Genomic DNA, 23,952 nt, shown 5'->3' on the forward strand with positions numbered 1-23,952 from the left:
CGCCATGACCTTGCTCCTCCCTGTCCACCGCCGCGCCTTCATGGGGGCGCTGCTGGCGGCCGCTGTATGCGCCTCGGCGTCCGCCGCGCAGGGCGCAGTGGCGCCTTCGGGCTCCACGCCCGTCAACACCTTCATCGGCACCCAGGACGAAGGCAACACCTTCCCTGGCGCCTCCGCGCCCTTCGGCATGATCCAGGTGAGTCCCACCGGCGAGCATTACGCCGGCTGGCGCTACAGCGACGCGCGCATCCGCGGCTTCGGCCACTCCTTCCTGTCCGGCGCGGGTTGCTGGGAGCAGGGCGGCCAGCTGTCCGTGCTCCCGGTGACGGGCCGCATTGGCCCTGGCGGGGACTTTGACAGCTCCAAGGCCGACGGCTTCAACTACAAGCAGTATGCCGCGACCTACACCCACGACGGTGAGGTCGGCCAGGCCGGCTACTACAAGGTCAAGCTCACCAGCTACGGCGGCATCACCGCCGAGGCGACCGCGCTGACCCGTGCCGCTGCCGAGCGCTATACGTTCGCCCCCGGCACCGCCACTGGCCATCTGCTGCTCAACGTCGGACAGGCCAACGAGCGCCATTCCGTGGTCGGCAGCGAAGTGCACGTGGTCGACCAGCGCACTGTGGAAGGCCGCATCACTACCAAGAGCTTCTGCGGCGGCGCGCAATACACGACCTGGTTCCGCATGGTGTTCGATCAGCCGGTCGCCGCCCACGGCATCTGGGACGATCGTGGCGGCTTCCCCGGCGTGATGGGGCCGAGCCAGCAGGGCGAAGCGCGCCCGCACGGCGTATGGGTCAGCTTCGATCTCCAGAATGGCAAGTCCGTCACCGCCGTCAGCGCCATCTCGCACGTGGATGCGGAAGGCGCGCGCGCCAACCTCAAGGCCGAGGGCCTCGCCAACGGCCAGCCGCTCACCTTTGACGCGATGCGCGCGCAGGCACAGACGGCTTGGCAGAAGGAGCTGGGCTCCGTGCGCATCGAAGGCGGCAGCAATGACGACCGCACCGTGTTCTACACCGCGCTCTATCACGCCCTCCTGCAGCCGCTGACCGGCAGCGATGCCGACGGCCGCTATCGTGGCTACGACAATGCCATCCACACCGCCAAGGGCTGGACTTACTACGAGTTCTTCTCGCTGTGGGACACCTACCGCGCGCAGAACCAGCTGCTGGCGCTCCTGCGTCCGCAGCGCGCGCGCGACATCGCGCAGTCCGTGCTCAAGATCCGTGAAGAATGCGGGTGGCTGCCGCGCTGGGGCTACGCCAACTTTGACAGCAACGTGATGACCGGCGACCCGGTGACCCCGTTCCTGGTGGACCTGTGGCGCTTCGGCGCGCTGAAAGGCCGCGAGAAGGAGGCCTACGCCGCGCTGCGCGAGAACGCATTCGGCGTGCCGCCGCATCTCGTGCGCCCGCAAGGCCGCGCGGGCAATCCGAGCTACCTGCGCCAGGGCTTCGTGCAGTACGACCGTACCTTTGTCGCCAAGGGCATGGACGTCGACCCGCACCACGGCGCCTCCGCCACGCTGGAATATGCTTTGGCCGACAGTGCCCTCGCAACGATGGCCAAGTCCCTCGGCCACACACAGGACGCGCAGGCGCTGTCCCAGCGTGCCCTCAACTGGCGCAAGGTGTGGGACGCAAGCGTGGTGGACCAGCCGACCGGCTTGCGCGGCTTCCCGCGTCCGCGCCTGCTGGACGCCAGCTGGTTTGCGGACCTGAACGGCAGCTACGACCCGCGCGGCGAGCGTGGCTTCCACGAAGGGACTGCGTGGCAGTATCAGTGGCTGGTGCCGCAGGACGTGCCGGGCCTCGCCGCCGCGATGGGCGGCGCCGCAGCGGCGCTGCACCGCCTGGACCTGTTCTTCGACTACGACGCCATCCAGGCCGACCCCGCGGCGGTGCGCAAGTCGTGGGTGGTGGGCGCGTACAGCTACTACAGCCAGTTCCGCTACAACCCGAACAACGAGCCGGACCTGCACACGCCGTGGATGTACACGCTCATGGGCCAGCCCTGGAAGACCACCACCGTGCTGCGCGCGGCCGAGACCTTGTTCGGCAATGGGCCGAGCGGGGTGACCGGCAACGACGACCTGGGCACGATGTCGGCGTGGTACCTGTTCAGTGCCCTCGGCCTGTATCCAGATGCGCCGGGGAGCGGCCGCTTCCTGATGCATGCCCCGCGCTTCCCGCGCGCGGAGATCGACCTGGCCAATGGCCGCACCCTGCGCATCGAAGCGCCGGAGGCGAAGCCGGGCGAGCGCCGCTTCGTGCAGGGCGTGAGCTTCGCCGGCCGTCCGCTGTCGCGCGTGTGGCTGGACTGGGAACAGCTGCAGGCCGCGGGCACGCTGCAGTACAAGCTGTCCGCGCAGCCGGACACGACTGGCTGGGGCACGCATGCGCGTGACCTTCCGCGCGCACCCGCCGGGATCGCCCCGTAGAGGGCGGCCTTTGCACTCATACACACACAGGAGACACACACATGGAACACATCTCGCAGCCGTCCACGCTGCCATCACGGACGGCGCATGCGGACGCCGGGAACAACACTGGGCCGCTGGTCATCGTCACCATCCTGTTTTTCATGTGGGGTCTGCTCACCGCGCTCAATGACGTGCTGATTCCGCACCTGAAGGCGCTCTATACGCTGACTTACGTGCAGGCGATGATGGTGCAGTTCTGCTTCTTCGGTGCGTATGCCATCGTGTCCCTGCCTGCAGGGGTCCTGATCAAGAAGCTCGGCTACCAGAATGGCGCGGTGGCCGGACTGGTGATCGCGGCCGCCGGATGTGCGCTGTTCTACCCGGCCTCGCAGAGCGGCTACGGCTTGTTCCTGCTTGGCTTCTTCGTGCTGGCGGCCGGGATCACGATCCTGCAGGTGGCGGCCAATCCGTACGTGACGGTGTTGGGTGCGCCGCAGACCGCGTCCAGCCGCCTGTCGCTGACGCAGGCCTTCAATTCCCTCGGCACCACGATTGCGCCGACTCTCGGCGGGATCCTGATCCTGTCCGGCGCCGCGCTGGGGGCGACGGAACTGGCGCAGCTGCCGGAGGCGCAGCAGGTGGCTTACCGCGCGGCGCAGGCAGCCAGTGTGCAGAAGCCCTACCTGGCGCTGGCCGGTGCGCTCCTGCTGCTGGCGGTGCTGTTCTTCTTCGCCCGCCTGCCCGCCATCGACCATGACGATGGCAGCGCACCGCACCTGGAAAGCGGTGCGGCGCGTTCGGTGCTGACGCATCCGCACCTGCTGATGGGGGCCATCGGTATCTTCCTGTACGTGGGCGGAGAAGTCAGCATCGGCAGCTTCCTGATCAACTTCATCGGCGAGCCGAATATCGCGGCCCTGTCGGCGGCGGATGCGGCGCACTACGTCAGCTATTACTGGGGCGGCGCCATGATCGGCCGCTTCATCGGCTTTGCGGTGATGCGCTACGTGAGCCCGGGCAAGGCGCTGGCCTTCAACGCGGCGGTGTCGATCGCACTGGTGCTGGTGGCTATCTTCGGCCACGGGCAGGCGGCGATGTGGGCGATCCTCGCCGTCGGCCTGTGCAACTCGATCATGTTCCCAACCATCTTCAGCATGGCACTGTACCGGCTGGGGCGCTTCACCGGCCAGGCCTCCGGCATCCTGTGCATGGCGATCGTCGGCGGCGCCGTGGTGCCGTTCATCCAGGGCGCGGTGGCGGACACGGTCGGCCTGCAGTGGTCCTTCGTGATTCCGGCGCTGTGCTACGCCTTCATCCTGTACTTCGGCCTGCGGTTCGCGGGACTGTACCTGGACGGCGAGCAGGCCTGACACTGCGCCACGCTGGCCCAGCGCTGCTGCCCCTGGCTGCGATAATCACGGCGGTGGAGTTGGTATTCAGGCCGACCGAGGCGACCACGATCGCCAGCATCAGGATCCAGGGCGTGGCGCCGTGCAGTTCGACGCCGGCGCGGATGCCGCGGTCGATATCCTCGTCGCTGGCGCGGTCGTGGTGCAGGTTGAAGCGGCCGGCGAAGCTGGTGCGCGGGCTAAGCGCGGTGGGAGAAGAGTCGGGGTTGTCCATGCGGTGCAGCGGCGGAGTGGTCAGTGGCCGATTGTCGCATGTCAGTTCCGGCAGGGCTGTCCTTACGTGTGCGCGCGGAAGCGTACGCGGCGCGCTGCCGCCTTGGCGCATAATGCCGAGATGACACATTCTCCGGACGCTTCGCCTTCCGGCGGTGGCTGGCGCATCGGCAGCGCCGTCGCCCTGGTCTTTGCTCTCTGCGGCTTTGCGGCCGCGCTGGCGCTGACTTACGTCGCCTGGCAGAGCGCGGACGCGCAGCGGCGGAAAGACCTGCAGACCGAATTCGACTATCTGGTACGCACTTCCGTGCGGCGCGTCGAACTGCGCATGGGTATTTACGAGCAGGTGGAGCGCGCCACCTCCGCTTTCCTGCTCGGCACGCCGGACGTGGAGCCGGACAAGCTGGCCTACTACGTGTCCGCGCTTGAACTCGAACGGAACTACCCCGGCATCCAGGGCATCGCCATCGTCAAGCGCATCCCCGTTGGCGCCAGGGCCGCGCATGAAGCGGCGATGCGCAAGCGCTTCCCCGACTACACGGTCCATCCGGCCAATCCGGACGAGACGATCAGCACCATCACCCACATCGAACCGCTGACTCCCATGAACCGGCGGGCGATCGGCTTCGACATGCTGACCGAACCGCTGCGCCGGGCCGCGATGGAGCGGGCGCGCGATACCGGACGGGCTTCCGCATCGGGCAAGGTCCGGCTGATCCAGGAGAACGGCAAGGATGCCCAGGCTGGCCTCGTCATGTACGTGCCCGTCTACGAGCGCGGCCTGCCCACGGAGACCGTCGAACAGCGCCGCGCCGCCATCACCGGCTGGGTCGGCGCCCCGTTCCGCATGCGCGACCTGATGAACGGCATCTCGGAGGAACGCGCGCAGGAATTCGCGCTCGCCATTTACGACGCCGGCCAGGAGACGCCGGACGCCCTGCTGTACAGCTCCGACACGGCCGGCGGACCCGCGCCGCATGCCCGCCTGGAAGCGCGCCGCACCATCGAGGTCGGCGGCCGTCCGTGGCTGCTGCGCTACCACTCCACGCAGCAGCTGGAAGCGCGCCTGGCCACACCCACGGCCCGCTACGTGGCCCTCGGCGGCGCGGGTACCAGCCTCCTGCTGGGTCTGCTGGTGTGGGTGATCGCGAGCGACGGCCACCGCACCCGCAAGCGCGCCCGCGAAATGACGGCGCAGCTGCGCACCAGCAACGCTCAGCTGGCCGCGGAGCAACAGCGCATCCATGTGCTGCTGGACACCGCTTACGACGCCTTCATCGCCACTGACGCGCAAGGCATCGTCACGGACTGGAACAACAAGGCCGCGCGCATGTTCGGCTATTCCGCCAGCGAGGCGATCGGCCAGGACATGGCGGATCTCATCGTGCCGCCGGAGATGCGCACGGCACATCGGGCGGGCATGGCGCGCTACATCCAGACCGGGCAGGCCAAGCTGGTGGGGACGGTGGTCGAAACCGTGGCGCAGCGGCGCGACGGCAGCGTGTTCCCGGTGGAACTGGCGCTGGCGGGCGTGGGGTCGGAAGAGCGCACGGGCGTGAGCGCCTTCATCCGCGACATCACCGAGCGCAATGAGAACCGGCGCCGCGAGGCGGCCCGCAACGAGGCGCTGGAGCAGGCGCGCAACGAGCTGCATCACGCGCAGAAGCTGGAGGCGATCGGCAAACTGACGGGCGGCGTGGCGCACGACTTCAACAACGTGCTGCAGGTGATCGGGGGGAACGCCCAGCTGCTGCAACTGTCCGTACGGCGCGACGACGCCAAGCTGCAGCAGTGGATCGCCAGCATCCAGGCCTCGGTGGAGCGCGGGTCGAAGCTGTCGTCGCAGCTGCTGTCGTTCGCGCGGCGACAGCCGTTGCAGCCGGTGGCGGTCGACCCGGCGCGCATCGTGCGTGGGATGGAAGATCTGCTGCAACGGGCGCTGGGCGAGTCGATCCGCTTCGAGGTGGTGGAGGAGCGGCCGCTGTCGCGCGTGAAGGTCGATCCGGGGCAGCTGGAGAATGTGCTGATCAACCTCGTGATCAACGCGCGCGATGCGATGCCGCAGGGCGGGACGCTGCGCATCGCCATGCGCGATGTGGCCTTGAGCGAGGCGGAGGCGGGCGCGGAGCTGGCGCCGGGGCCCTATGTGCTGCTGGAGATTTCCGATACCGGGGCTGGGATGCCGGAGGACGTGCGGGCGCGGGCCTTCGAACCGTTCTTCACGACCAAGGAAGTGGGCAAGGGAACCGGGCTGGGCCTGTCGATGGCGTATGGCTTCGTGCGGCAAAGCGGCGGGCGCATCGAGCTGCACAGCGAGCCGGGCCAGGGCACGCTGGTCAAGATCTACCTGCCTGCGTCGGACGAGGCGGAGGCGATGCCGGACCGCCGCGTGGCGCGCACCGAGAGCCGCGCCGCCGGCACGATCCTGGTGGTGGACGACGATCCCAACGTGCGCGACGTGACCGTGGCCATGATCACGGGGCTCGGGTACGAGGTGATCGAGGCGGAGCACGCGGCGCAGGCGCTGGCGCTGCTGCAAGCGGGCTGCCAGCCCGACCTGATTTTCACCGACGTGGTCATGCCTGGTCCAATGAGCAGCACCGACCTGGCGCGGCGCGCGGCCGAACTGCTGCCCGGCGTGCCGGTGCTGTTCACCTCAGGCTACACGCGCGACGAGCTCTCCAAGGACGGCAAGCTGATGGAGGGCGTGCAGCTGCTGCCCAAGCCGTACACCCGTGCCGAACTGGCGAGTCAGCTGGGCGGCCTGCTCGGCGCTACGAGCGCGTAAGGTGGTGGCATAATCGCCGGCCTAACCCATTCTCACGCGAGGAGATGTTGATGTCCGCACTCAAAGTCCGCAGCTTTGCCATTTCACTCGACGGCTACGGCGTCGGCCCGAACCAGAGCCTGGAGAATCCCATGGGCGAGGGCGGCGGCGGGCTGCATACGTGGTTCCGTGGCACGCGCACCTTCCAGAGCATGATCGGGAATACGGGCAAGGGGGCCGATGGGCCGGACGACGAGTTCGCGGCCAAAGGCTTCGAGAATGTCGGGGCCTGGATCCTGGGGCGCAACATGTTCAGCCCCGGCCGCGGCGAGTGGGATCTGGAGTGGAAGGGTTGGTGGGGCGATGAGCCGCCGTATCACTGCCCGGTGTTCGTGCTGACGCATCATCCGCGCCCGCCGCTGGAGATGGCTGGCGGGACCACATTCCACTTCGTCACCGACGGCATCCAGTCGGCTTATGAGCAGGCCATACGCGCCGCCAATGGCAAGGATGTGCGGCTGGGCGGCGGCGCGGCGACTATCCGCGAGTTTTTACAAGCCGGTCTGGTCGACGAGCTGCACCTCGCCATCTCGCCGATCCTGCTCGGCTCCGGCGAATCCCTGCTCGGGGGCATCGACATGGTCAAGCTGGGCTACCGCTGCACCGAGCACGTGGCGACTCCTCACGCGACGCATGTGGTGCTGTGTAAAGGCTGACTGGCCCGCACTGGCGGTCGCTGCCATTTCAGCCGGCGGCGCTAGCGGTCCTGCCGCTCTTTGGAAGAGTGGCCGGACGAGTCGGTGTCTGCGCCGATGCGGGCCACCGGCAAGTGCCAGCCCCAGCGGATGGCGCCAAGGCGCAGACCGAAGCAGATCGCGGCGCCGGTCACTGCGCACGCGGTGCTGGGCAGGCCGAGCGTGACACCGACGACCATCACGCTGGCCCCGGCCAGCGCGGCCACTGCATATACGTCGGCGCGCATCACGGTCGGCACTTGGGACAGGAGCACATCCCGCGCCATCCCGCCGCCGATCCCGGTCAGCATGCCGAGCAGCGCGGCCATCACCGGATTGAGCCCGAAGATCAGCGCCTTCTGCGCGCCGGCGACGCAAAACAGCGCGAGCCCGGCCGCATCCAGCAGCAGCACCGCGGCCTGCGCCCGCGTCACCCGCGAGTAGCCGAAAAACACGAGCACGCCCGCCGCCAGCGACACGGCCAAATAGCGCCAGTCGCTGATCGCGGCCGGAGGCACGGCGCCGATCAGCAGGTCGCGTGCAATGCCGCCCGAATTGGCAGCGACAAACGACAGCACCAGCACCCCGAAAAAGTCCAGCCGCCGCCGCGCCGCGGCCGCCGCCCCACTGAGCGCGAAGACGAACGTCCCCAGCAGGTCCAGCGAGAGCACCAGCGTCTTCAGCGCCGCGTCCAGGTTGAACGAGCTGACCACGGCGGATGCCAGCATCACGTCAGCTCTTGCGCACGAATTCGGACTTCAGGCTCATCGGACCGAAGCCCTCGATCTTGCAGTCGATATCGTGGTCGCCCTCGACCAGACGGATGTTCTTGACCTTGGTGCCTTGCTTGATCACGCCGCCACCGCCCTTGAGCTTCAAGTCCTTGATGACGGTGATCGAGTCGCCATCCTGCAGCACGTTCCCGGCCGCGTCGCGCCATACCCGCGCCGTCTCCACGGCCACGGCCTCGGCCTGTACGGCCCATTCATGCCCGCATTCCGGGCAAACGTAGTTGCCCATGCCGTCCTCGTAGACCAGGGCGGAAGCGCAGGATGGGCAAGGTGGGAAAGTTGACATGAGCAGGCTCCGGGATTGGCGGGGGACGAAGTCTACCATCCTGCACAAACAAGGCAATCACGGCAACATCTTTGGCGGCCCCTGGCCCGGCCATGTATCAGGACGGGCGACCGGGCACGCCACGCCTGGACCTGCTTTCGGCCCGCAGGTTGCGGAATAACGCATCGCAGCGCACTGCCGGCGCGCCCGCTGACGGGATCGCCGCCGTCACATGGCCCGCGCGGCCCGCGCCTCGCTGCGCTCCAGCCGAGGAGGTGGTCCAGGCTCACGCAGCCGGCACCGCGGGCAATCAGATAGAGCAGCAGGGCCGCCCAGGACAGATGGGTCGGCCAGGCCTCCGGGTAGACGAACACCTCGATAACGACCGTCATGCCGAGCAGGGCCGCCGCCGACACCCGGGTTCCCAGCCCCAGCACCAGCAGCAGGGGAAACAGGTGAGCGGTTCAATGGCGCGCGGCGGCCCGACCTGCGCGAATCCTGACCTGCCGTGTGACCGGTCACCCTGTCGATAGTGTAACAAAGAGGAAGCGCACGATCTCGCCACCCATCGCCCTTGGTGAGGGAGAGACGTCAGCGCAGCGGCAGGTAGTAGTCGACCACACGCTCGTGCGGCGCGGTGAAGACAGGATCGTTGAGATAGTGACAGAGTACCTGGCCCGATACCGGCGCGTGCCCGCTGGCCTGTTCGGCGATTCGCCGCAACATGGCGGGCGGCGGCCGGTCTGCACCGCGCCAGCGCACCTGCGCGTGGCGCCCGCCACCCAACGATCCCGCGACAACGCCGCGCAGGCTTGCCATCCCTTCGAACCGTTCGAGACAAGCGCCAGAGAGAGAGTCCCCAAGGCCTGCGTCCACGCGGGACCAGACCGTCCACGCCGGCCGCGCAATTCCTCTCGTTTCAGCACGCGCCAGCAGCTGGTCGAAGGCCGCTGAGGCATCCGTGCCAAAATCTGCGAACGGCACCCGGTATACGGGTCGTGTAGGCAGCTCCACGACCGCGACCTGATAGTTCAATCCTGCAGACTCACGCCCCGCGCGCGTGGGCGCGAGGCCAAACTCGCGGCTGAACGCGCGGGCAAAGGTCTGGGGCGAGCCGTAGCGAGAGCGCAGCGCCGCATTGCAAACGCTGGCACCCTGCAACAGGAGGGCACGGCCTTCCGCAAGGCGCAGGCGGCGCACCGTGGCCATCGGCGTTTCGCCGAGAGCTTCGCGGTAGAAGCTTGTGAAGTGAAACTTGGACAAGCAGGCTACCTCCGCCAGTATCGACAGCGTGAGATCTTCATGCAGATGCGCTTCAACGTAATCGAGGACGCGGCGCAGGCGCCGCCGTCGGGCGACGATGTGTTCGATGGACATGCGCGGGATGACACCGGGCTGAAATGAGGTGGATTGTATATCGACATGTGCCCGGGACGGCCGTGCGAACGCTCCGAACGCAAACAGGCGCAGCGACGCTGTGTTTGGTCGGCGACGGGCGCGGGAGCGCAGAACCAGGCGGCCTATCCCAGGCGGCCGCTCATCCTGCACAAAACCGCAATTCCGGCAACATCACCGCATGTGACTGCCGGTATCTTGGACCTTCGACGAACGATTTGATTCTTCATGAACTCTGTCGCCTGGCTCGTTTCCTGTTCGCTCGCGGGTCCCGCCATAGGGGCCATCGTCCTTCCCGCTGTGCCGCAACGCCTGCAAAGCCGCCTCGCCGGTGGTGGCGCGATGATTTGTCATGCTCTCGCGGTGGCGGGGCTGATGCTCACCCTCGATGCCAGCCTGGGCCTTCTGCCCGGCGAATTCAGGCACATTGCCCGGAGTGGCCTGACGGCGGCATTCCCCTTCGTTGCTGCTCTCGCATGGAGTAGCGTCGCCCTCTTGGCGAGCGCTCCCGCGAACCTGCGCGTTCATGAGATGTTGCTCCGCGCCGTTGCCCGCTACGTGGGCTTGGCATTCATCGGTTTCGAAATCGGAAAGCTGCGGCACGATGAGGAAATGCGTGCATTCTTCACGTCGTCCGGATTGTCAGTGTGGTTCATGTATCTGGTGATGTCGGTTGAAACCGCCGCAGCCGCGGGCCTTCTGTTCGGTTGGCACCGGGCTTGGGCCGCTGGCGCGCTCGCCGCGCTCATGGTGGGTGCGATCGGCACTCATGTCCTCAATGGCGATCCACTCGGTGATGCGCTCGACGCCTGCAATATGCTCACTTTGACGGCGGCGATTGTGACGTACTGTGCCATACGGTATGTGCAGAAGGGCAGGCTGGGAGGTCAGAACGGATACGTTGAACAGCGGACGACAGGATTGCAGCGGTGAGGCGGTGGTGGACTACGAGGAGCTGGTCCACGCCGGGCGTGCATTGAACGACCATCATCAACTAGGGTGCCGAGCGCGCCTTTGAAAGGAAACACACATGGGACTTTTGACCTTCTGCATCAACGTGACGCTTGATGGCTGCACGGACCATCAGGAAGGCATCGTGGACGACGAGACGCGGGCCTTCTTTACCGACCTGCTGGACAGCGTGGGCGGCATGCTCTGGGGACGGGTGACCTATGAAATGATGGAAAGCTATTGGCCAGCGGTCGCGCACGGGGCCGTCGATGCGCCCGCCCCGATGCGTGAATGGGCCACAAAGCTGGATGAGAAGCCGAAATTCGTGGTTTCGTCCACACGGCAGCATTTTCCCTGGACGAACAGCCATCATATCGCCGGCGATCTGCGCGCAGGCGTGCAGAAACTCAAGGACGACATGCCGGCGGGTGTACTCCTTGGCAGCGGCAAGCTTGCGACGGCGTTGGATCGTCTGGATCTCATCGACGAATATAAGTTTCTCGTCCATCCGATGATCGCCGGGCATGGGCCGACCATGTACCAGGACGGGCTGGCGAGCACGCGGCGGCTGGAGCTGGTGTCGGCCCGCGCGCTCCGTAGCGGCGTGCTCGCGGTGCATTACCGGCGTGCGCGTTAAGTGTTTTGTTGGCCTGCTACCTGGCCACAACGGAGGCAAAACGGCCGAACGTCAGACGCGCGTGAGCAGTGCCCCAAGTTTGTCCGCTCGGCCCTCGACAGCTCCCGGGCGCGCGCACCGGACGCTGGGTCTGAGCGGCCTGTAGCGGAAGACCATTGCTCCATTCTTCGGTGCGGGCCTGCTGCTGGTCAGCCTGATGACGACTTTCAGCAGCGCCGCTGCGACAGCGCCATGTGTGTAACGGTACTTGAGCCGCCACCACTTACAGCCCGCCGCCATTGAAGAATCGCATCTCAACGGACTAGGGCAAACTGACAAGCACAAAAAAGCCGCAGTCTCAGAGGAGAACTGCGGCTTCTGTGGATCGCCTTGAACGGGCTGATCATAATTCTTGGTGGCCCGGGGCGGAATCGAACCACCGACACAAGGATTTTCAATCCTCTGCTCTACCAACTGAGCTACCAGGCCAAGAGAGGCATGATTATAGCAGCCCGACAGGATATTGCAAGCCCGTAACCGCACTTTGTCCAGGTCCCGAGCGCCCGCCCGGCAGGCCCGTGACGAAAGCCCCGCGTCAGCCCGCTCCTCTATAATGCCAACATGACCACGACTACCTCGACCCGCATCCGCAGCGACGTCTGCATCGTTGGCAACGGCGCTATCGCCAAGACGGCGGCCCTCGGCCTGTCGCAGGCCGGCCACAGCGTGACCCTGTTGTGCCCCGCGACCGCCGCCGCGCCCGCCCAGGCGCAATCGGACCAGCCTTGGGACGTGCGCGTGTATGCCCTCAACCACACCGCCCACAGCCTGCTGACCCGCCTGCGCGTCTGGAGCGCGCTGGACATGAGCCGCGTGGCGCCGATCGAGGCGATGCGCGTGAATGGGGATGGCGCGGGCCATGGCACCCTCGGTTTCGATGCCTTCAACGCCCACGTGGGCGCGCTGGCCTGGATTGTCGAGGACAGCAACCTGAACCAGGCGCTGGATGCCGCCCTCAAGTTCGCGCCGAACGTGCGCCTCTCCCACGGTCGCGCCTGCGCCCTGAACGGCAACGCCAGCGGTGACGCGGGCGCCACCGTCACCCTGGCCGACGGCACCGTCATCGAGTGCGAGCTGATCCTGGGCGCGGACGGCGCTGACAGCTGGGTGCGCAACCAGTGCGACATCGGCTACGACTACCGCTCGTACCAGCAGCGCGCCATCGTCACCAATTTCAGCTGCGCCAAGCCGCACCACAACGTGGCCCACCAGTGGTTCACTTGCAGCGAAGGCATCATCGCGCTGCTGCCGCTGCCGGGGAACCGCGTCTCGCTGGTCTGGTCCGCTCCACTGACGCTGGCGGAAACGCTGATGAACGAGACCCTGTCCGAGCTGGCCGTCCGCCTGGCTGAATACAGCGAGGGCGAGCTCGGCCCCCTGCGCCCGCTGGTGCCGGAGGAGGTCAAGGCCTTCCCGCTGCGTCTGATCCGCCCGCACAGCATCGTCGCCCCGCGCGTGGCGCTGGCCGGGGATGCGGCCCACGCCGTCCACCCGCTGGCCGGGCATGGCATGAACCTGGGCTTTGGGGACGTGGAAGACCTGCTGAAGATTCTGGCCGAACGCGAGCCCCACCGCGCCATCGGCGACGAGCGCGTGCTGGCGAGATATGCACGGGCGCGCAAGGAAGACGTGTTCCTTATGCAATTTGCCACGGACAGCCTGGAACGTTTATTCGGATCGAATCTCGAACCGGTGCGCGCAGTGCGCAATTTCGGATTAAACTTGCTCGATAAATTTCCTGCCCTCAAGCGCCGCCTGATGTCCCAGGCCCTGGGCAGGGCGTCGAACATCGTTTAATCCGGAGCCTTCATGTTGAAAACCAAACTCGCGCTGGCGCTGTCGGCCCTGATGGTCGCGTCCTGCGTCGGCGCCGAGCAGCCGTCTGTCGAAACCCAGATCAAGAAGGCGGTCGAGCCGCGCCTGGGCGATGGCGCCAAGATCGAATCGGTCAAGGAAACCCCCTTTGGCCTGTACGAGCTGCGCGTCGGCGGCGAAATCCTGTACACGGACAAGAAGGGCGAGTACCTCATCGTCGGCAACGTGTATGAAGCCAAGACCTCGCGCAACCTGACCCGCGAGCGCATCGACGAAATCAACCGCGTCAAGTTCTCGGACCTGCCGCTGGAATCGGCTATCAAGACCGTCAAGGGCGACGGCAAGCGCGTGATCGCGATCTTTGAAGATCCGAACTGCGGCTACTGCAAGCGCCTGCGCCAGACCACGATCAAGGACTTGGACAACGTCACCATCTACACCTTCATGTACAACATCCTGTCGGACGATTCGTTTGTCAAGTCGGCCAACATCTGGTGCGCGCCAGACCGCGCCAAGGCCTGGGACGACTGGATGATCAGCGGGAAGGCGGCTCCGGCCGCACCGGCCGGGTGTTCGACGCCCAACGACAAGATCGTGGCGCTCGGCCACAAGCTGAGAATCAACGGCACCCCGGCGATCTTCTTCGCCGACGGCTCGCGCATCCCGGGCGCGGTCGACAAGGCGGCGCTGGAAGCCAAGTTCGCGACAATCAAGCAGTAAGCGACACCGAAAACGCCCGCCGCTGCGGGCGTTTTGCATCAGGCAGACTTCAAATACATCAACACGCAGCACCCCAGTCCAAGACGAAGAAGGAGCACACTCATGGTCACCCTGAACATCAACGGCCGCGACGTCCAGGTCGACGCCGATCCGTCCCAGCCCATCCTGTGGACCCTGCGCGATAACCTCAATATGACCGGCACCAAGTTCGGATGCGGCGCGGCGCTGTGCGGCGCCTGCACCGTGCACCTGAACGGAGAGCCGATCCGCTCCTGCGTGACGCCGATTTCGGCCGCCGTGGGGCAGAAGATCACGACCATCGAGGCGATGGAGAACGACAAGGTCGGCAAGGCCGTGCAGGATGCGTGGGTGAAGCACGACGTGCCGCAGTGCGGCTACTGCCAGAGCGGCCAGGTGATGAGCGCCACGGCCCTGCTGCGCACCAAGAAAAACCCGAGCGACGCGGACATCGACAGCGCCATGAGCGGGAACATCTGCCGCTGCGGCACCTACCAACGCATCCGCGCCGCCATCAAGGATGCGGCCAAGACTCTCGCGTAAGGAGACGGCCATGCGTATCGAATGGATGTCCCAGGGCGAAGCGCCCGCTGCGGAGCAGCCGCACGTCCTGTCGCGCCGCGGCTTCATGAAGGCCGGCGCCGTCGCCGGCGGCGGTCTGGTGCTGGGCTTCTTCATGCCCGGTGCGCACAAGTTCGCGCAGGCAGCCGGTCCAGCCCAGTCGTTCCCGCCGAATGCCTTTCTGCGCATCGCGCCGGACAACACGGTGACCATCGCCGTCAACCGCTTGGAGTTCGGCCAGGGCGCGGCCACCGGCCTGCCCATGGCGATCGCCGATGAACTGGACGCCGACTGGTCGCTGGTGCGCGCGGAACTGGCGCCGGCGGCGGACGTGTACAAGGACCCTGGCTTCGGCATGCAGATGACCGGCGGCTCCGGCTCCATCGCGCGCTCGTTCACCCAGTACCGCGAGATCGGCGCGCGCGCACGCGCGATGCTGGTGTCGGCGGCCGCGCAGCAGTGGAACGTGAAGCCGGAGCAGTGCCGCACCTCGAAGAGCACCGTGTTTGGCCCGGCGGGCCAGAAGGCGACCTATGGTGCGCTGGCCGATGCGGCCATGAAGCTGCCGGTGCCCGAGCAGGCGGTCCTCAAGGATGCCAAGCAGTTCACCCTGATCGGCAAGCCGACCCGCCGCCTCGATGCGCGCGCCAAGTCGACCGGCCGGCAGCAGTTCGGCATGGACTTCAAGCCGGAAGGCGCGAAGGTGGCCGTGGTGGCGCGGCCACCGGTGTTCGGCGCCAAGGTGGCGAGCTTCGACGCGGCCAAGGCGCTCGCGATGCCGGGCGTGCGCGCCGTGCTGCAGGTGCCGACCGACCGTGGCGGCAGCGGCATCGCGGTGATCGCGGACGGCTACTGGCCTGCCAAGCAGGCGCGCGAGGCGCTCGACATCAAATGGGACACTTCGGCCGTCGAGAAGGTCAGCAGCGACAAGCTGTTCGCGGACTACGCGGCGCTGGCGAAAACGCCGGGCGCGGTGGCGAAGAAGGCCGACATCTCCGCGCTGGCGGGCGCGCCGAAGAAGATCTCGGCCGTCTACGAATTCCCCTACCTGGCGCACGCGCCGATGGAGCCGCTCAACTGCGTGGTGGACTTGAAGGATGACCGCTGCACCGTGTGGGCCGGCACTCAGTTCCAGACCGTGGACCATGGCGCAATCGCGCGTACGGCGGGTCTCGATCCATCCAAGGTTACGCTGAATACGATGATGGCCGGTGGCGGTTTTGGCCGCCGCGCGGTGCCGACCTCGGACTACATCGTGGAAGCGGTGAACATCGCCAAGGCCTGGAAGGGCGCGGGCCATGCGGAGCCGGTGAAGGTGATCTGGAGCCGGGAAGACGACATCCGGGGCGGCTACTACCGCCCGGCGGTGCTGCACCGCGCGGAGATCGGGCTGGACGCCAAGGGCAATATCGTCGCCTGGGACCACGGCATCGTGGGCCAGTCCATCATGGCCGGTACGCCCTTTGAAAAGTTCGGCATCAAGAACGGCGTGGACGACACGCTGGTCGAAGGCATGGGCAAGCCGTACGCGGTGCCGATGAACCTCTCGGTCCATATGCCGAAGGTGAATGTGCCTGTGTTGTGGTGGCGCTCCGTGGGTTCGACCCACACGGCCTTCGTGATGGAGACGCTGATCGACGAAGCCGCTGCGGCTGCTGGCAAGGATCCGGTCGCGTACCGTAAGCAGCTGATCCCGGCGGAGCACAGGCGCCATCACGCCGCGCTGGACCTGGCGGTGGCCAAGTCGGGCTACGGCAAGAAGCCGCTGCCGAAAGGGCATGCCTGGGGCGTGGCGCTGCACGAGTCCTTCAACTCGGTGGTGGCGTATGTGGTGGAAGCGTCGGTGTCCAAGGATGGCACGCCCAAGCTGCACAACGTGACGGCAGCGGTGCATTGCAACCTGGCCGTGAACCCGATGTCGGTGGAAGCGCAGGTGCAGGGTGCAGCGCTGATGGCCGTCGGCACCACGCTGCCGGGGGCTGCGATCACGCTGAAGGACGGGGTGGTGGAGCAGGAGAACTTCAATACCTACACCGTGGCCCGCATGCCGGACATGCCGCACGTCGCCGTGTTCATCGTGCCGTCCACGGATGCGCCGACCGGCATCGGTGAACCGGGCCTGCCGCCACTGGCGCCGGCTTATGCCAACGCCATCGCCAAGGCGACGGGCAAGCGGCTGCGCAAGCTGCCGTTCGACCTGAAGGCTGTGTAAGCCATGTACCCCGCCGGCATCCTGCTCGCCGCCGGCCGGGGTTCGCGTTTCGATCCCTCCGGCGCAGCGAACAAGCTGCTGGCGCCGCTTCCCGGCGGGTACACGGTCGCCGGGGCGGCGGCGCGTAATCTGCGCCGCGTGCTGCCCAATGTGCTGGCGGTGGTGCGGCCGGGGGACTTTGCGCTCACTGCGGAACTGCGCGCGGCGGGCTGCGACATCCTTGAATGCCTGAATTCGTCCGAAGGGATGGCGGCGTCGCTGGTGGATGCCGTGCGCTTTACGTCGCCGTCGCCATTCGGCTGGATCGTGGCGCTGGCGGACATGCCGTTCGTGGAGCCGTCCAGCATCCAGGCGCTGTGGGATGCGCTGGCCGATGGCGCGTCTATAGCGGCGCCGGTGTTCGCGGGCCAGCGCGGAAATCCCGTGGCGTTCGCGCCCGAGCACCGGGACGCTTTGCTGGCGCTGCGTGGCGACCAGGGCGCGCGGTCTTTGCTGCAGGCGGGCGATGTCACACTCGTCGAGGTAGACGACCCAGGCGTACTGCGTGACGTCGATCTGCGCTCTGACCTCCCTGCCGATTGAAGTACACTGTGCTCCTCCCGATAGAGGCGCATAGGTACATGAAACGACAGATCACCAAACGCACCGCGGCGGACCCCGCGGTGCAGTATTCCATCCTTCCCAAGGACCTCTCCGGCCATCTCTTCGAAGTCACGCTGCGCGTGGCGGCACCCGCACCGGAAGGGCAACTGTTCGTGCTCCCGGCCTGGATCCCGGGCAGCTACATGATCCGCGAATTCGCGCGCAACATCGTGCGCATCCGCGCCGAGTCGAATGGCGCGGAGGTCAGGCTCACCAAGCTGGATAAGCATAGCTGGCAGGCGGACCCTGTCGAAGGCCCGCTGACGCTGGTGTACGAGGTGTATGCCTGGGACCTCTCCGTGCGCGCGGCGCACATGGACCAGACCCACGCGTTCTTCAACGGCACCAGCGTGTTCCTGCGCGTGGCCGGGCAGGAGGCGACGCGGCACGTGGTGGACATCCGCCCGCCGGATGGACCGGAGTCGCGCTACTGGCGCGTGGCCACGGCGCTGCCGGAGCTGGGCGCGAAGCGCTACGGCTTCGGCACCTATGCGGCAGATAACTACGATGAGCTGATTGACCATCCGGTGGAGATGGGCGACTTCGCCCTCGGCAGCTTCACCGCGCACGGCGTGGAGCACGACATCGTCATCACCGGCCGGGTGCCGAACCTGAATATGGAGCGTCTCGAGCGCGACCTGAAGGTGCTGTGCGAAACGCAGATCGCCTTCTTCGAGCCGAAGACGCGCCAGGCGCCGATGCAGCGCTACGTCTTCATGACCATGGCGGTGGGCGATGGCTACGGTGGACTGGAGCACCGCGCGTCCACGGCGCTGATCTGCAACCGCAACGACCTGCCGTCGGTTGGCGACCAGGGCAAGCCGCCGAGCGAGGGCTATGTGCGCTTCCTGGGCCTGTGCAGCCATGAGTACTTCCACACCTGGAACGTCAAGCGCATGAAGCCTGCGGTGTTTGCGCCCTACGACTATCAAGTGGAAAACTACACGCCACTGCTGTGGTTCTTCGAAGGCTTCACCAGCTACTACGACGATCTTCTGCTGCTGCGCTCAGGGCTGATCGACGAGCCAACCTATCTCAAGCTCCTCGGGAAAACCATCGGCAGCGTGTGGCGGGGCAGCGGGCGCACCAAGCAGAGTGTGTCCGACTCGAGCTTCGACGCCTGGAGCAAGTACTACCGCATGGACGAAAACGCGCCCAATGCGATCGTCAGCTACTACACCAAGGGCTCCCTGGTCGGCCTGGGCTTCGACCTGTCGATTCGTGCGAAGACCGAGGGCCGCCGCTCGCTGGACGATGTGATGCGCACGCTGTGGCAGCGCTACGGACGCGATTTCTACAGTGGCGGCGGGCGAGGTGTCACGGACCAGGAGCTGGAAGCGCTGTTCGACGAGGTCAGTGGCTTGCGTTTGCGGCCCCTGTTTGAGCGCTGGGTGCGCGGCACAGAAGACCTGCCGCTGGCCAAGCTGTTCGCGCCTTTCGGCATCAAGCTGGTGGACGAGCGCAAAGGGGACAAGCCTTCGCTGGACGTCGGCACCACGCGCGATGGAGCGGATCTCAAGCTCACGCAAGTCCACGAGGGCGGGGCAGCGCATCACGCGGGCCTGTCCGCAGGCGATATCGTGCTGGCGCTGGATGGCTTGCGCGTTGGCGGCAACCTTGAGGCAATGCTGGCGCGCTACCAGGTGGGCGACGCGGTCAGCGTGCATGCCTTCCGCCGCGACGAGCTGCTCGCCTTCTCGGTCACCCTGCAGGGCGAGCGGGTTCCCAACATCAGCCTCACGGTGGCCGATAAAAAGGCCGCCCTCAAGCGGCCCAGCCAAGTCAAGTAGTCCTTACGCGAACAATCGCGCGAGCTCGGTCCCCGGATCGGGCGCGCGCATGAATGCTTCGCCGACCAGGAAGGCATGCACGTCGTGCTCGCGCATGCGCTCCACGTCGTCCGGCACCAGGATGCCCGACTCGGTGACCACCAGGCGGTCCTTCGGCATGCGCGGAAGCAGGCCGATGGTGGTCTCCAGCGACACCTCGAAAGTGCGCAGGTTGCGGTTGTTGACGCCCACCAGCGGCGTCTTGAGCTTGAGCGCCGCCGTGAGTTCTTCGCCATCGTGCACCTCGACCAGCACGTCCATGCCCAGTTCGAGCGCACAGGCCTCCAGCTCCGCCATCAAGCCGTGGTCCAGTGCTGCCACGATCAGCAGGATGCAATCGGCCCCCATCGCCCGCGCCTCGTACACCTGGTACAGGTCGATCATGAAGTCCTTGCGCAGCACCGGGATGTCGACTGCGGCACGCGCCTGCTTCAGGTAATCGGCCGAGCCCTGGAAGAACTTTTCGTCGGTGAGCACCGACAGGCACGCTGCGCCATGCTTCGCATACGACTCGGCGATGTTCGGGGGGCGGAAGTCCGCGCGGATGACGCCCTTGGATGGGGAGGCTTTCTTCACTTCGGCGATCACGCCCGCGCGCCCGGCCGCGATGGTGCGGCGCAGGCTCGCCTCAAAACCACGGATGCCCGCGCGCAGTTCGCCGTCGCCTTCCACCTCGCGCCGCAGGCTGAAAAGGTCGCGCTTTTTCTTCGCCGCCGCGACTTCATCGCGCTTGACGTCGATGATTTTGTTGAGGATATCCGCCATGTGTATCAGTTCCTTTCCGCCAGCGCCAGGCGCAGGCCGAGCCAGACGAACAGGCCGCCCGTCACCCGGTTGAGCACCTTGGACGCCGTCGGGCTCAATTTGATGCGGGCGCTCGCCTTGGCCGTGAACACGGCGAGGAAACAGCACCACAGCATGCCGTTGAAGTCGAAAATCAGCCCGAGCACGATGAACGCCAGCGGCTTGTTCGCCGCATGTACGTCAATGAACTGCGGGACGAACGCGAGGAAGAACAGCGCCACTTTCGGGTTGAGCACATTGGTCAGGAAGCCTTGCGCGTAGATGCGCGCGTAGGGCAGGGCCGGCAGGTCCGCCTGCACCGCCTTGGGCGCGCCGCCCGGCGTGCGCAGCAGGCCCCAGGCCATCCACAGGATGTAGGCAGCGCCCACATACTTGACCACCGTGAAGGCAGTGGCCGAGGTGGCGAGAATGGCCGACAGGCCGAGCGCTGCGAACAGGATGTGCACCAGGGTGCCGGTGGTGATGCCCAGCGTTGCAGCCACGCCAGCACGCCAGCCCTGGGTGGCGCTGCGCGTCATGATCAGCAGCGAATCCGGGCCGGGCAGGATGTTGAGCAGGAGGCCGGAGAGGACGAAGACAGGCAGGTCGTGAATTCCGAGCATGGCCTCAGCCCCCCAGCTGGCGCGTGACCTGGACGAACTGGTCCAGCTTCCGCAGCGCGGCGCCGGACTTGATCGTCGCCCGCGCGCGCGCCAAGCCGTCTTCGATTGACGAGGCGACACCCGCCGCATACAGCGCCACGCCCGCATTGAGCGCGACGATATCGTAGGCCGGACCGGGTTCGCCGCGCAGTGCTTCGATCATGCGCGCTTTGGATTCTTCCGCATTCGCCACCTTGAGGTTGCGCGTCGCGATCATCTGCAGGCCGAAGTCCTCGGGATGAATCTCGTACTCGCGGATCTCGCCGTTGACCAGCTCCCCGACCATGGTGCCCGCGCCCAGCGAGACTTCGTCCATGTTGTCGCGGCCCCAGACCACCACCGCATGCTGCGCACCGAGGCGCTGCAGCACGCGCACTTGGATGCCGACGAGATCCGGGTGGAACACGCCCATCAGGATGTTCGGCGCGCCCGCAGGATTGGTCAGCGGGCCGAGGATGTTGAAGATCGAGCGCACGCCCAGCTCTTTGCGTACCGGGGCTACGTGCTTCATGGCGCTGTGGTGGTTGGGCGCGAACATGAAACCGATGCCCGTCTGCGCGATCGACTGCGCGATCTGCTCCGGCTTCAAATTGATGTTGGCGCCCAGCGACTCGATGACGTCCGCGCTGCCGGAAGACGAGGATACGCTGCGGCCCCCGTGCTTGGCCACGCGCGCGCCCGCTGCGGCGGCCACGAACATGGTCGCGGTGGAGATGTTGAAGGTGTGCGCGGAATCGCCACCGGTGCCAACGATGTCGAGCAGGTTGGTGGTGTCCGCCATCGGCACCTTGGTCGAGAATTCGCGCATCACCTGGGCGGCGGCGGTGATCTCGCCAATGGTTTCCTTCTTCACGCGCAGGCCCATGGTGAGTGCGGCGACCATCACGGGGGACATCTGGCCGGACATAATCTGCCGGAACAGGTGCAGCATCTCGTCGTGGAAGATCTCGCGGTGTTCGATGCAGCGGACCAGGGCTTCCTGAGGTGTAATGTTCATAGTCGTGGGTCCCTTCTGATCAGCGCTGCAGGAAGTTCTTGAGCATTGCGTGCCCGTGTTCGGAGAGGATGGACTCGGGGTGGAACTGCACGCCCTCGATGTCGAATTCCTTGTGGCGCACGCCCATGATTTCGCCGTCGTCGGTCCATGCCGTCACTTCCAGGCAGTCCGGCAGCGAGGCGCGGTCGATGGCCAGCGAGTGGTAGCGGATCACGGTGAAAGGCGAGGGCAGGCCGGTGAACACGCCCACGCCGGTGTGCGCGATGGCCGAGGTCTTGCCGTGCATGACCTGCTTGGCGCGCACCACGCGCCCGCCGAACACCTGGCCGATGGCCTGGTGGCCCAGGCACACGCCGAGGATCGGCTTCTTGCCCTTGAAGTGCTGCAGCACCTGCAGCGAGATCCCTGCCTCGGTCGGGGTCTTCGGCCCCGGCGAGATGCAGATGCGGTCCGGATTCAGCGCCTCGATTTCGGCGATGGTGATTTCGTCGTTGCGCACGGTGCGCACGTCCTCGCCCAGCTCACCGAAGTACTGCACGATGTTGTAGGTGAACGAGTCGTAGTTGTCGATCATGAGCAGCATTTAGAACTCCCCGTCCAGGCCATCCTGGACCTGTTCGGCCGCGCGCAGCACGGCGCGCGCCTTGTTTTCGGTTTCCTGCCATTCCATTTCGGGCACGGAGTCGGCCACGATGCCGGCGGCGGCCTGCACGTACAGCATGCCGTCCTTGATCACGCCGGTGCGGATGGCGATCGCCACATCCATCTCGCCGCCGAAGGACAGGTAGCCGCAGGCGCCGCCGTAGATGCCGCGTTTGACCGGTTCCAGCTCGTCGATGACTTCCATGGCACGCACTTTCGGCGCGCCGGTGAGCGTCCCGGCTGGGAAGGTCGCGCGCAGCACGTCCAGGTTGGACATGCCGGCCTTCAGCTGGCCCTCCACGTTGGAGACGATGTGCTGCACGTGCGAGTACTTCTCGATCACCAGGCGGTCCGTGACCTTGACGCTGCCGATCTCGGAGATGCGGCCCAGATCGTTGCGGGCCAGGTCGATCAGCATCACGTGTTCGGCGATTTCCTTCGGGTCGGCCAGCAGTTCCTTCGCCAGCTCGGCGTCGCGTTCCGGCGTCGCGCCGCGCGGGCGGGTACCGGCGATGGGGCGCAGCGTGACGGTCTTGCCGCCGTCCGGCGCGGTCTCGTTGCGGACCAGGATCTCCGGCGAGGCGCCGACGATCTGCAGGTCGCCGAAGTTGTAGTAGTACATGTACGGCGATGGGTTCAGGGAACGCAGCGCGCGGTACAGGGTGAGCGGCGAATCGGTGTACTTCTTGCGGATACGCTGGCCGATCTGCACCTGCATCAGGTCCCCGGCCATCACGTAATCCTTGGCCTTGGCCACCGCTTCCAGGTAGGCCGCCTTGTCGAATTCGCGGACCGCTTCGGTGCGGACGGAGCTCGACGTCACTGGCGCATCGACGCCCCGCCTCAGCATCATGCGCAGGTCCTTCAGGCGCTGGCGCGCTTTCGCGTAGGCCTCGGGCTGGCCCGGGTCGGCGTACACGATCAGATACAGCTTGCCGGAGAGGTTGTCGATGACCGCCAGCTCCTCGGTCAGCATCAGCTGGATGTCGGGCAGGCCCAGGTCGTCCTTCGGCTGCGAGTGCGCCAGCTTCTTCTCGATGTGGCGCACCGTGTCGTAGCCGAAGTAGCCCGCCAGCCCACCGCAGAAGCGCGGCAGGCCGGGGCGCAGCGCCACCTTGAAACGGCTTTGGTACTGCTCGATGAATTCGAGCGGGTTGCCCTCGTGGGTCTCGATCACTTCCCCGTTCTTCACCACCTCGGTGCGGGTGCCGCTGTTGCGCACCACCGTCGATGCGGGCAGGCCGATGAAGGAGTAGCGCCCAAAGCGCTCGCCGCCAACGACGGATTCGAGCAGGAAGGTGTTCTTCCCGGTCTGCTGCGTCTGGGCCAGCTTGAGGTAGAGGGTGAGCGGGGTTTCGAGATCGGCGAAGGCTTCAGCGATCAGCGGAATGCGGTTGTAGCCCTGGTTGGCCAGCGATTTGAATTCGAGTTCGGTCATGCTG

The 23,952-nt window shown here is 66.4% G+C and carries 21 protein-coding genes, 1 tRNA gene and 1 pseudogene; 12 read left to right on the forward strand and 11 right to left on the reverse strand.

Going from position 1 to position 23,952, the window contains the following annotated elements; genetic code table 11:
- Nucleotides 1-4 precede the first annotated feature (4 nt).
- Both E4L96_RS06070 and E4L96_RS06075 read left to right on the forward strand, forming a co-directional pair.
- The gene (locus tag E4L96_RS06070; RefSeq protein WP_135206323.1) at nucleotides 5-2,446 is read left to right on the forward strand and encodes a GH92 family glycosyl hydrolase; all 2,442 of its coding nucleotides are present in this window, start codon (nucleotides 5-7) and stop codon (nucleotides 2,444-2,446) included.
- Nucleotides 2,447-2,487: 41 nt separating this feature from the next.
- Nucleotides 2,488-3,798: a sugar MFS transporter gene (locus tag E4L96_RS06075; RefSeq protein ID WP_135206324.1), complete on the forward strand. Its 1,311-nt coding sequence runs from the start codon at nucleotides 2,488-2,490 to the stop codon at nucleotides 3,796-3,798.
- Here the strand turns inward: E4L96_RS06075 and E4L96_RS06080 are convergent.
- The gene (locus tag E4L96_RS06080) at nucleotides 3,740-4,051 is read right to left on the reverse strand and encodes a DUF389 domain-containing protein (RefSeq protein WP_135206325.1); all 312 of its coding nucleotides are present in this window, start codon (nucleotides 4,049-4,051) and stop codon (nucleotides 3,740-3,742) included. The two genes, E4L96_RS06075 and E4L96_RS06080, sit on opposite strands and share 59 nt — an antisense overlap.
- Nucleotides 4,052-4,171: 120 nt before the next feature.
- Here E4L96_RS06080 and E4L96_RS06085 point away from each other — a divergent pair, with 120 nt between their 5' ends.
- Nucleotides 4,172-6,838, forward strand: coding sequence for a CHASE domain-containing protein (locus E4L96_RS06085; protein WP_135206326.1), 2,667 nt, complete (start codon nucleotides 4,172-4,174; stop codon nucleotides 6,836-6,838).
- A 50-nt stretch (nucleotides 6,839-6,888) separates the two neighbouring features.
- The gene (locus E4L96_RS06090; protein ID WP_135206327.1) at nucleotides 6,889-7,533 is read left to right on the forward strand and encodes a dihydrofolate reductase family protein; all 645 of its coding nucleotides are present in this window, start codon (nucleotides 6,889-6,891) and stop codon (nucleotides 7,531-7,533) included.
- Nucleotides 7,534-7,574: 41 nt separating this feature from the next.
- Here E4L96_RS06090 and E4L96_RS06095 read toward each other — a convergent pair whose 3' ends face one another.
- From E4L96_RS06095 to E4L96_RS06110, 4 genes and pseudogenes are all read right to left on the reverse strand, one after another.
- Nucleotides 7,575-8,279, reverse strand: coding sequence for a trimeric intracellular cation channel family protein (locus E4L96_RS06095; RefSeq protein WP_135206328.1), 705 nt, complete (start codon nucleotides 8,277-8,279; stop codon nucleotides 7,575-7,577).
- Between the two features lie 4 nt (nucleotides 8,280-8,283).
- The gene (locus tag E4L96_RS06100) at nucleotides 8,284-8,628 is read right to left on the reverse strand and encodes a zinc ribbon domain-containing protein YjdM (RefSeq protein WP_135206329.1); all 345 of its coding nucleotides are present in this window, start codon (nucleotides 8,626-8,628) and stop codon (nucleotides 8,284-8,286) included.
- 245 nt (nucleotides 8,629-8,873) lie between these two features.
- A pseudogene (locus E4L96_RS06105) lies at nucleotides 8,874-9,065 on the reverse strand (DoxX family membrane protein); the annotation flags it as partial.
- Nucleotides 9,066-9,198: 133 nt separating this feature from the next.
- Entirely contained in the window at nucleotides 9,199-9,984 is a 786-nt protein-coding gene (locus E4L96_RS06110; RefSeq protein ID WP_135206330.1) for a helix-turn-helix domain-containing protein, read from the reverse strand.
- A 246-nt stretch (nucleotides 9,985-10,230) separates the two neighbouring features.
- Here E4L96_RS06110 and E4L96_RS06115 point away from each other — a divergent pair, with 246 nt between their 5' ends.
- Both E4L96_RS06115 and E4L96_RS06120 read left to right on the forward strand, forming a co-directional pair.
- Complete coding sequence (locus E4L96_RS06115; protein ID WP_135206331.1) at nucleotides 10,231-10,935, forward strand: DoxX family protein; 705 nt, start codon at nucleotides 10,231-10,233, stop codon at nucleotides 10,933-10,935.
- Nucleotides 10,936-11,032: 97 nt separating this feature from the next.
- Nucleotides 11,033-11,590, forward strand: a complete 558-nt coding sequence (locus E4L96_RS06120) for a dihydrofolate reductase family protein (RefSeq protein ID WP_135206332.1) — start codon at nucleotides 11,033-11,035, stop codon at nucleotides 11,588-11,590.
- A gap of 392 nt (nucleotides 11,591-11,982) precedes the next feature.
- On the opposite strand, the gene E4L96_RS06125 is transcribed toward E4L96_RS06120, so the two are convergent.
- A tRNA-Phe gene (locus E4L96_RS06125) sits at nucleotides 11,983-12,058 on the reverse strand.
- A gap of 132 nt (nucleotides 12,059-12,190) precedes the next feature.
- Here E4L96_RS06125 and E4L96_RS06130 point away from each other — a divergent pair.
- The 6 genes from E4L96_RS06130 (at nucleotide 12,191) to E4L96_RS06155 (ending at nucleotide 19,387) form a co-directional block, all read left to right on the forward strand.
- Complete coding sequence (locus E4L96_RS06130) at nucleotides 12,191-13,426, forward strand: FAD-dependent monooxygenase (RefSeq protein WP_135206333.1); 1,236 nt, start codon at nucleotides 12,191-12,193, stop codon at nucleotides 13,424-13,426.
- A 12-nt stretch (nucleotides 13,427-13,438) separates the two neighbouring features.
- Nucleotides 13,439-14,164, forward strand: a complete 726-nt coding sequence (locus E4L96_RS06135; RefSeq protein WP_135206334.1) for a DsbC family protein — start codon at nucleotides 13,439-13,441, stop codon at nucleotides 14,162-14,164.
- Nucleotides 14,165-14,266: 102 nt separating this feature from the next.
- Nucleotides 14,267-14,725, forward strand: a complete 459-nt coding sequence (locus E4L96_RS06140; RefSeq protein ID WP_135206335.1) for a (2Fe-2S)-binding protein — start codon at nucleotides 14,267-14,269, stop codon at nucleotides 14,723-14,725.
- Between the two features lie 10 nt (nucleotides 14,726-14,735).
- Entirely contained in the window at nucleotides 14,736-16,955 is a 2,220-nt protein-coding gene (locus tag E4L96_RS06145; RefSeq protein ID WP_135206336.1) for a xanthine dehydrogenase family protein molybdopterin-binding subunit, read from the forward strand.
- A 3-nt stretch (nucleotides 16,956-16,958) separates the two neighbouring features.
- Nucleotides 16,959-17,537, forward strand: a complete 579-nt coding sequence (locus tag E4L96_RS06150; protein WP_135206337.1) for a nucleotidyltransferase family protein — start codon at nucleotides 16,959-16,961, stop codon at nucleotides 17,535-17,537.
- Nucleotides 17,538-17,575: 38 nt separating this feature from the next.
- Nucleotides 17,576-19,387: a M61 family metallopeptidase gene (locus E4L96_RS06155; RefSeq protein ID WP_135206338.1), complete on the forward strand. Its 1,812-nt coding sequence runs from the start codon at nucleotides 17,576-17,578 to the stop codon at nucleotides 19,385-19,387.
- 3 nt (nucleotides 19,388-19,390) lie between these two features.
- On the opposite strand, the gene trpC is transcribed toward E4L96_RS06155, so the two are convergent.
- The 5 genes from trpC to trpE are packed head-to-tail and all read right to left on the reverse strand — an operon-like array spanning nucleotide 19,391 to nucleotide 23,948.
- Nucleotides 19,391-20,191: an indole-3-glycerol phosphate synthase TrpC gene (gene trpC, locus E4L96_RS06160; protein WP_135206339.1), complete on the reverse strand. Its 801-nt coding sequence runs from the start codon at nucleotides 20,189-20,191 to the stop codon at nucleotides 19,391-19,393.
- 5 nt (nucleotides 20,192-20,196) lie between these two features.
- Entirely contained in the window at nucleotides 20,197-20,832 is a 636-nt protein-coding gene (locus E4L96_RS06165) for a LysE family translocator (RefSeq protein ID WP_135206340.1), read from the reverse strand.
- 4 nt (nucleotides 20,833-20,836) lie between these two features.
- The gene (gene trpD / locus E4L96_RS06170; protein ID WP_135206341.1) at nucleotides 20,837-21,868 is read right to left on the reverse strand and encodes an anthranilate phosphoribosyltransferase; all 1,032 of its coding nucleotides are present in this window, start codon (nucleotides 21,866-21,868) and stop codon (nucleotides 20,837-20,839) included.
- A 19-nt stretch (nucleotides 21,869-21,887) separates the two neighbouring features.
- Nucleotides 21,888-22,451 carry an anthranilate synthase component II gene (locus tag E4L96_RS06175; RefSeq protein ID WP_135206342.1) on the reverse strand — a complete coding sequence of 188 codons (564 nt, stop codon included), beginning with the start codon at nucleotides 22,449-22,451 and terminating at the stop codon, nucleotides 21,888-21,890.
- Nucleotides 22,452-23,948 (reverse strand): anthranilate synthase component I, encoded by a 1,497-nt coding sequence (gene trpE / locus E4L96_RS06180; protein ID WP_135206343.1) that lies wholly within the window; start codon nucleotides 23,946-23,948, stop codon nucleotides 22,452-22,454.
- Nucleotides 23,949-23,952 lie beyond the last annotated feature (4 nt).

The organism is Zemynaea arenosa, from assembly GCF_004614185.1.
Classification (GTDB): Bacteria; Pseudomonadota; Gammaproteobacteria; order Burkholderiales; family Burkholderiaceae_D; genus Telluria; species Telluria arenosa.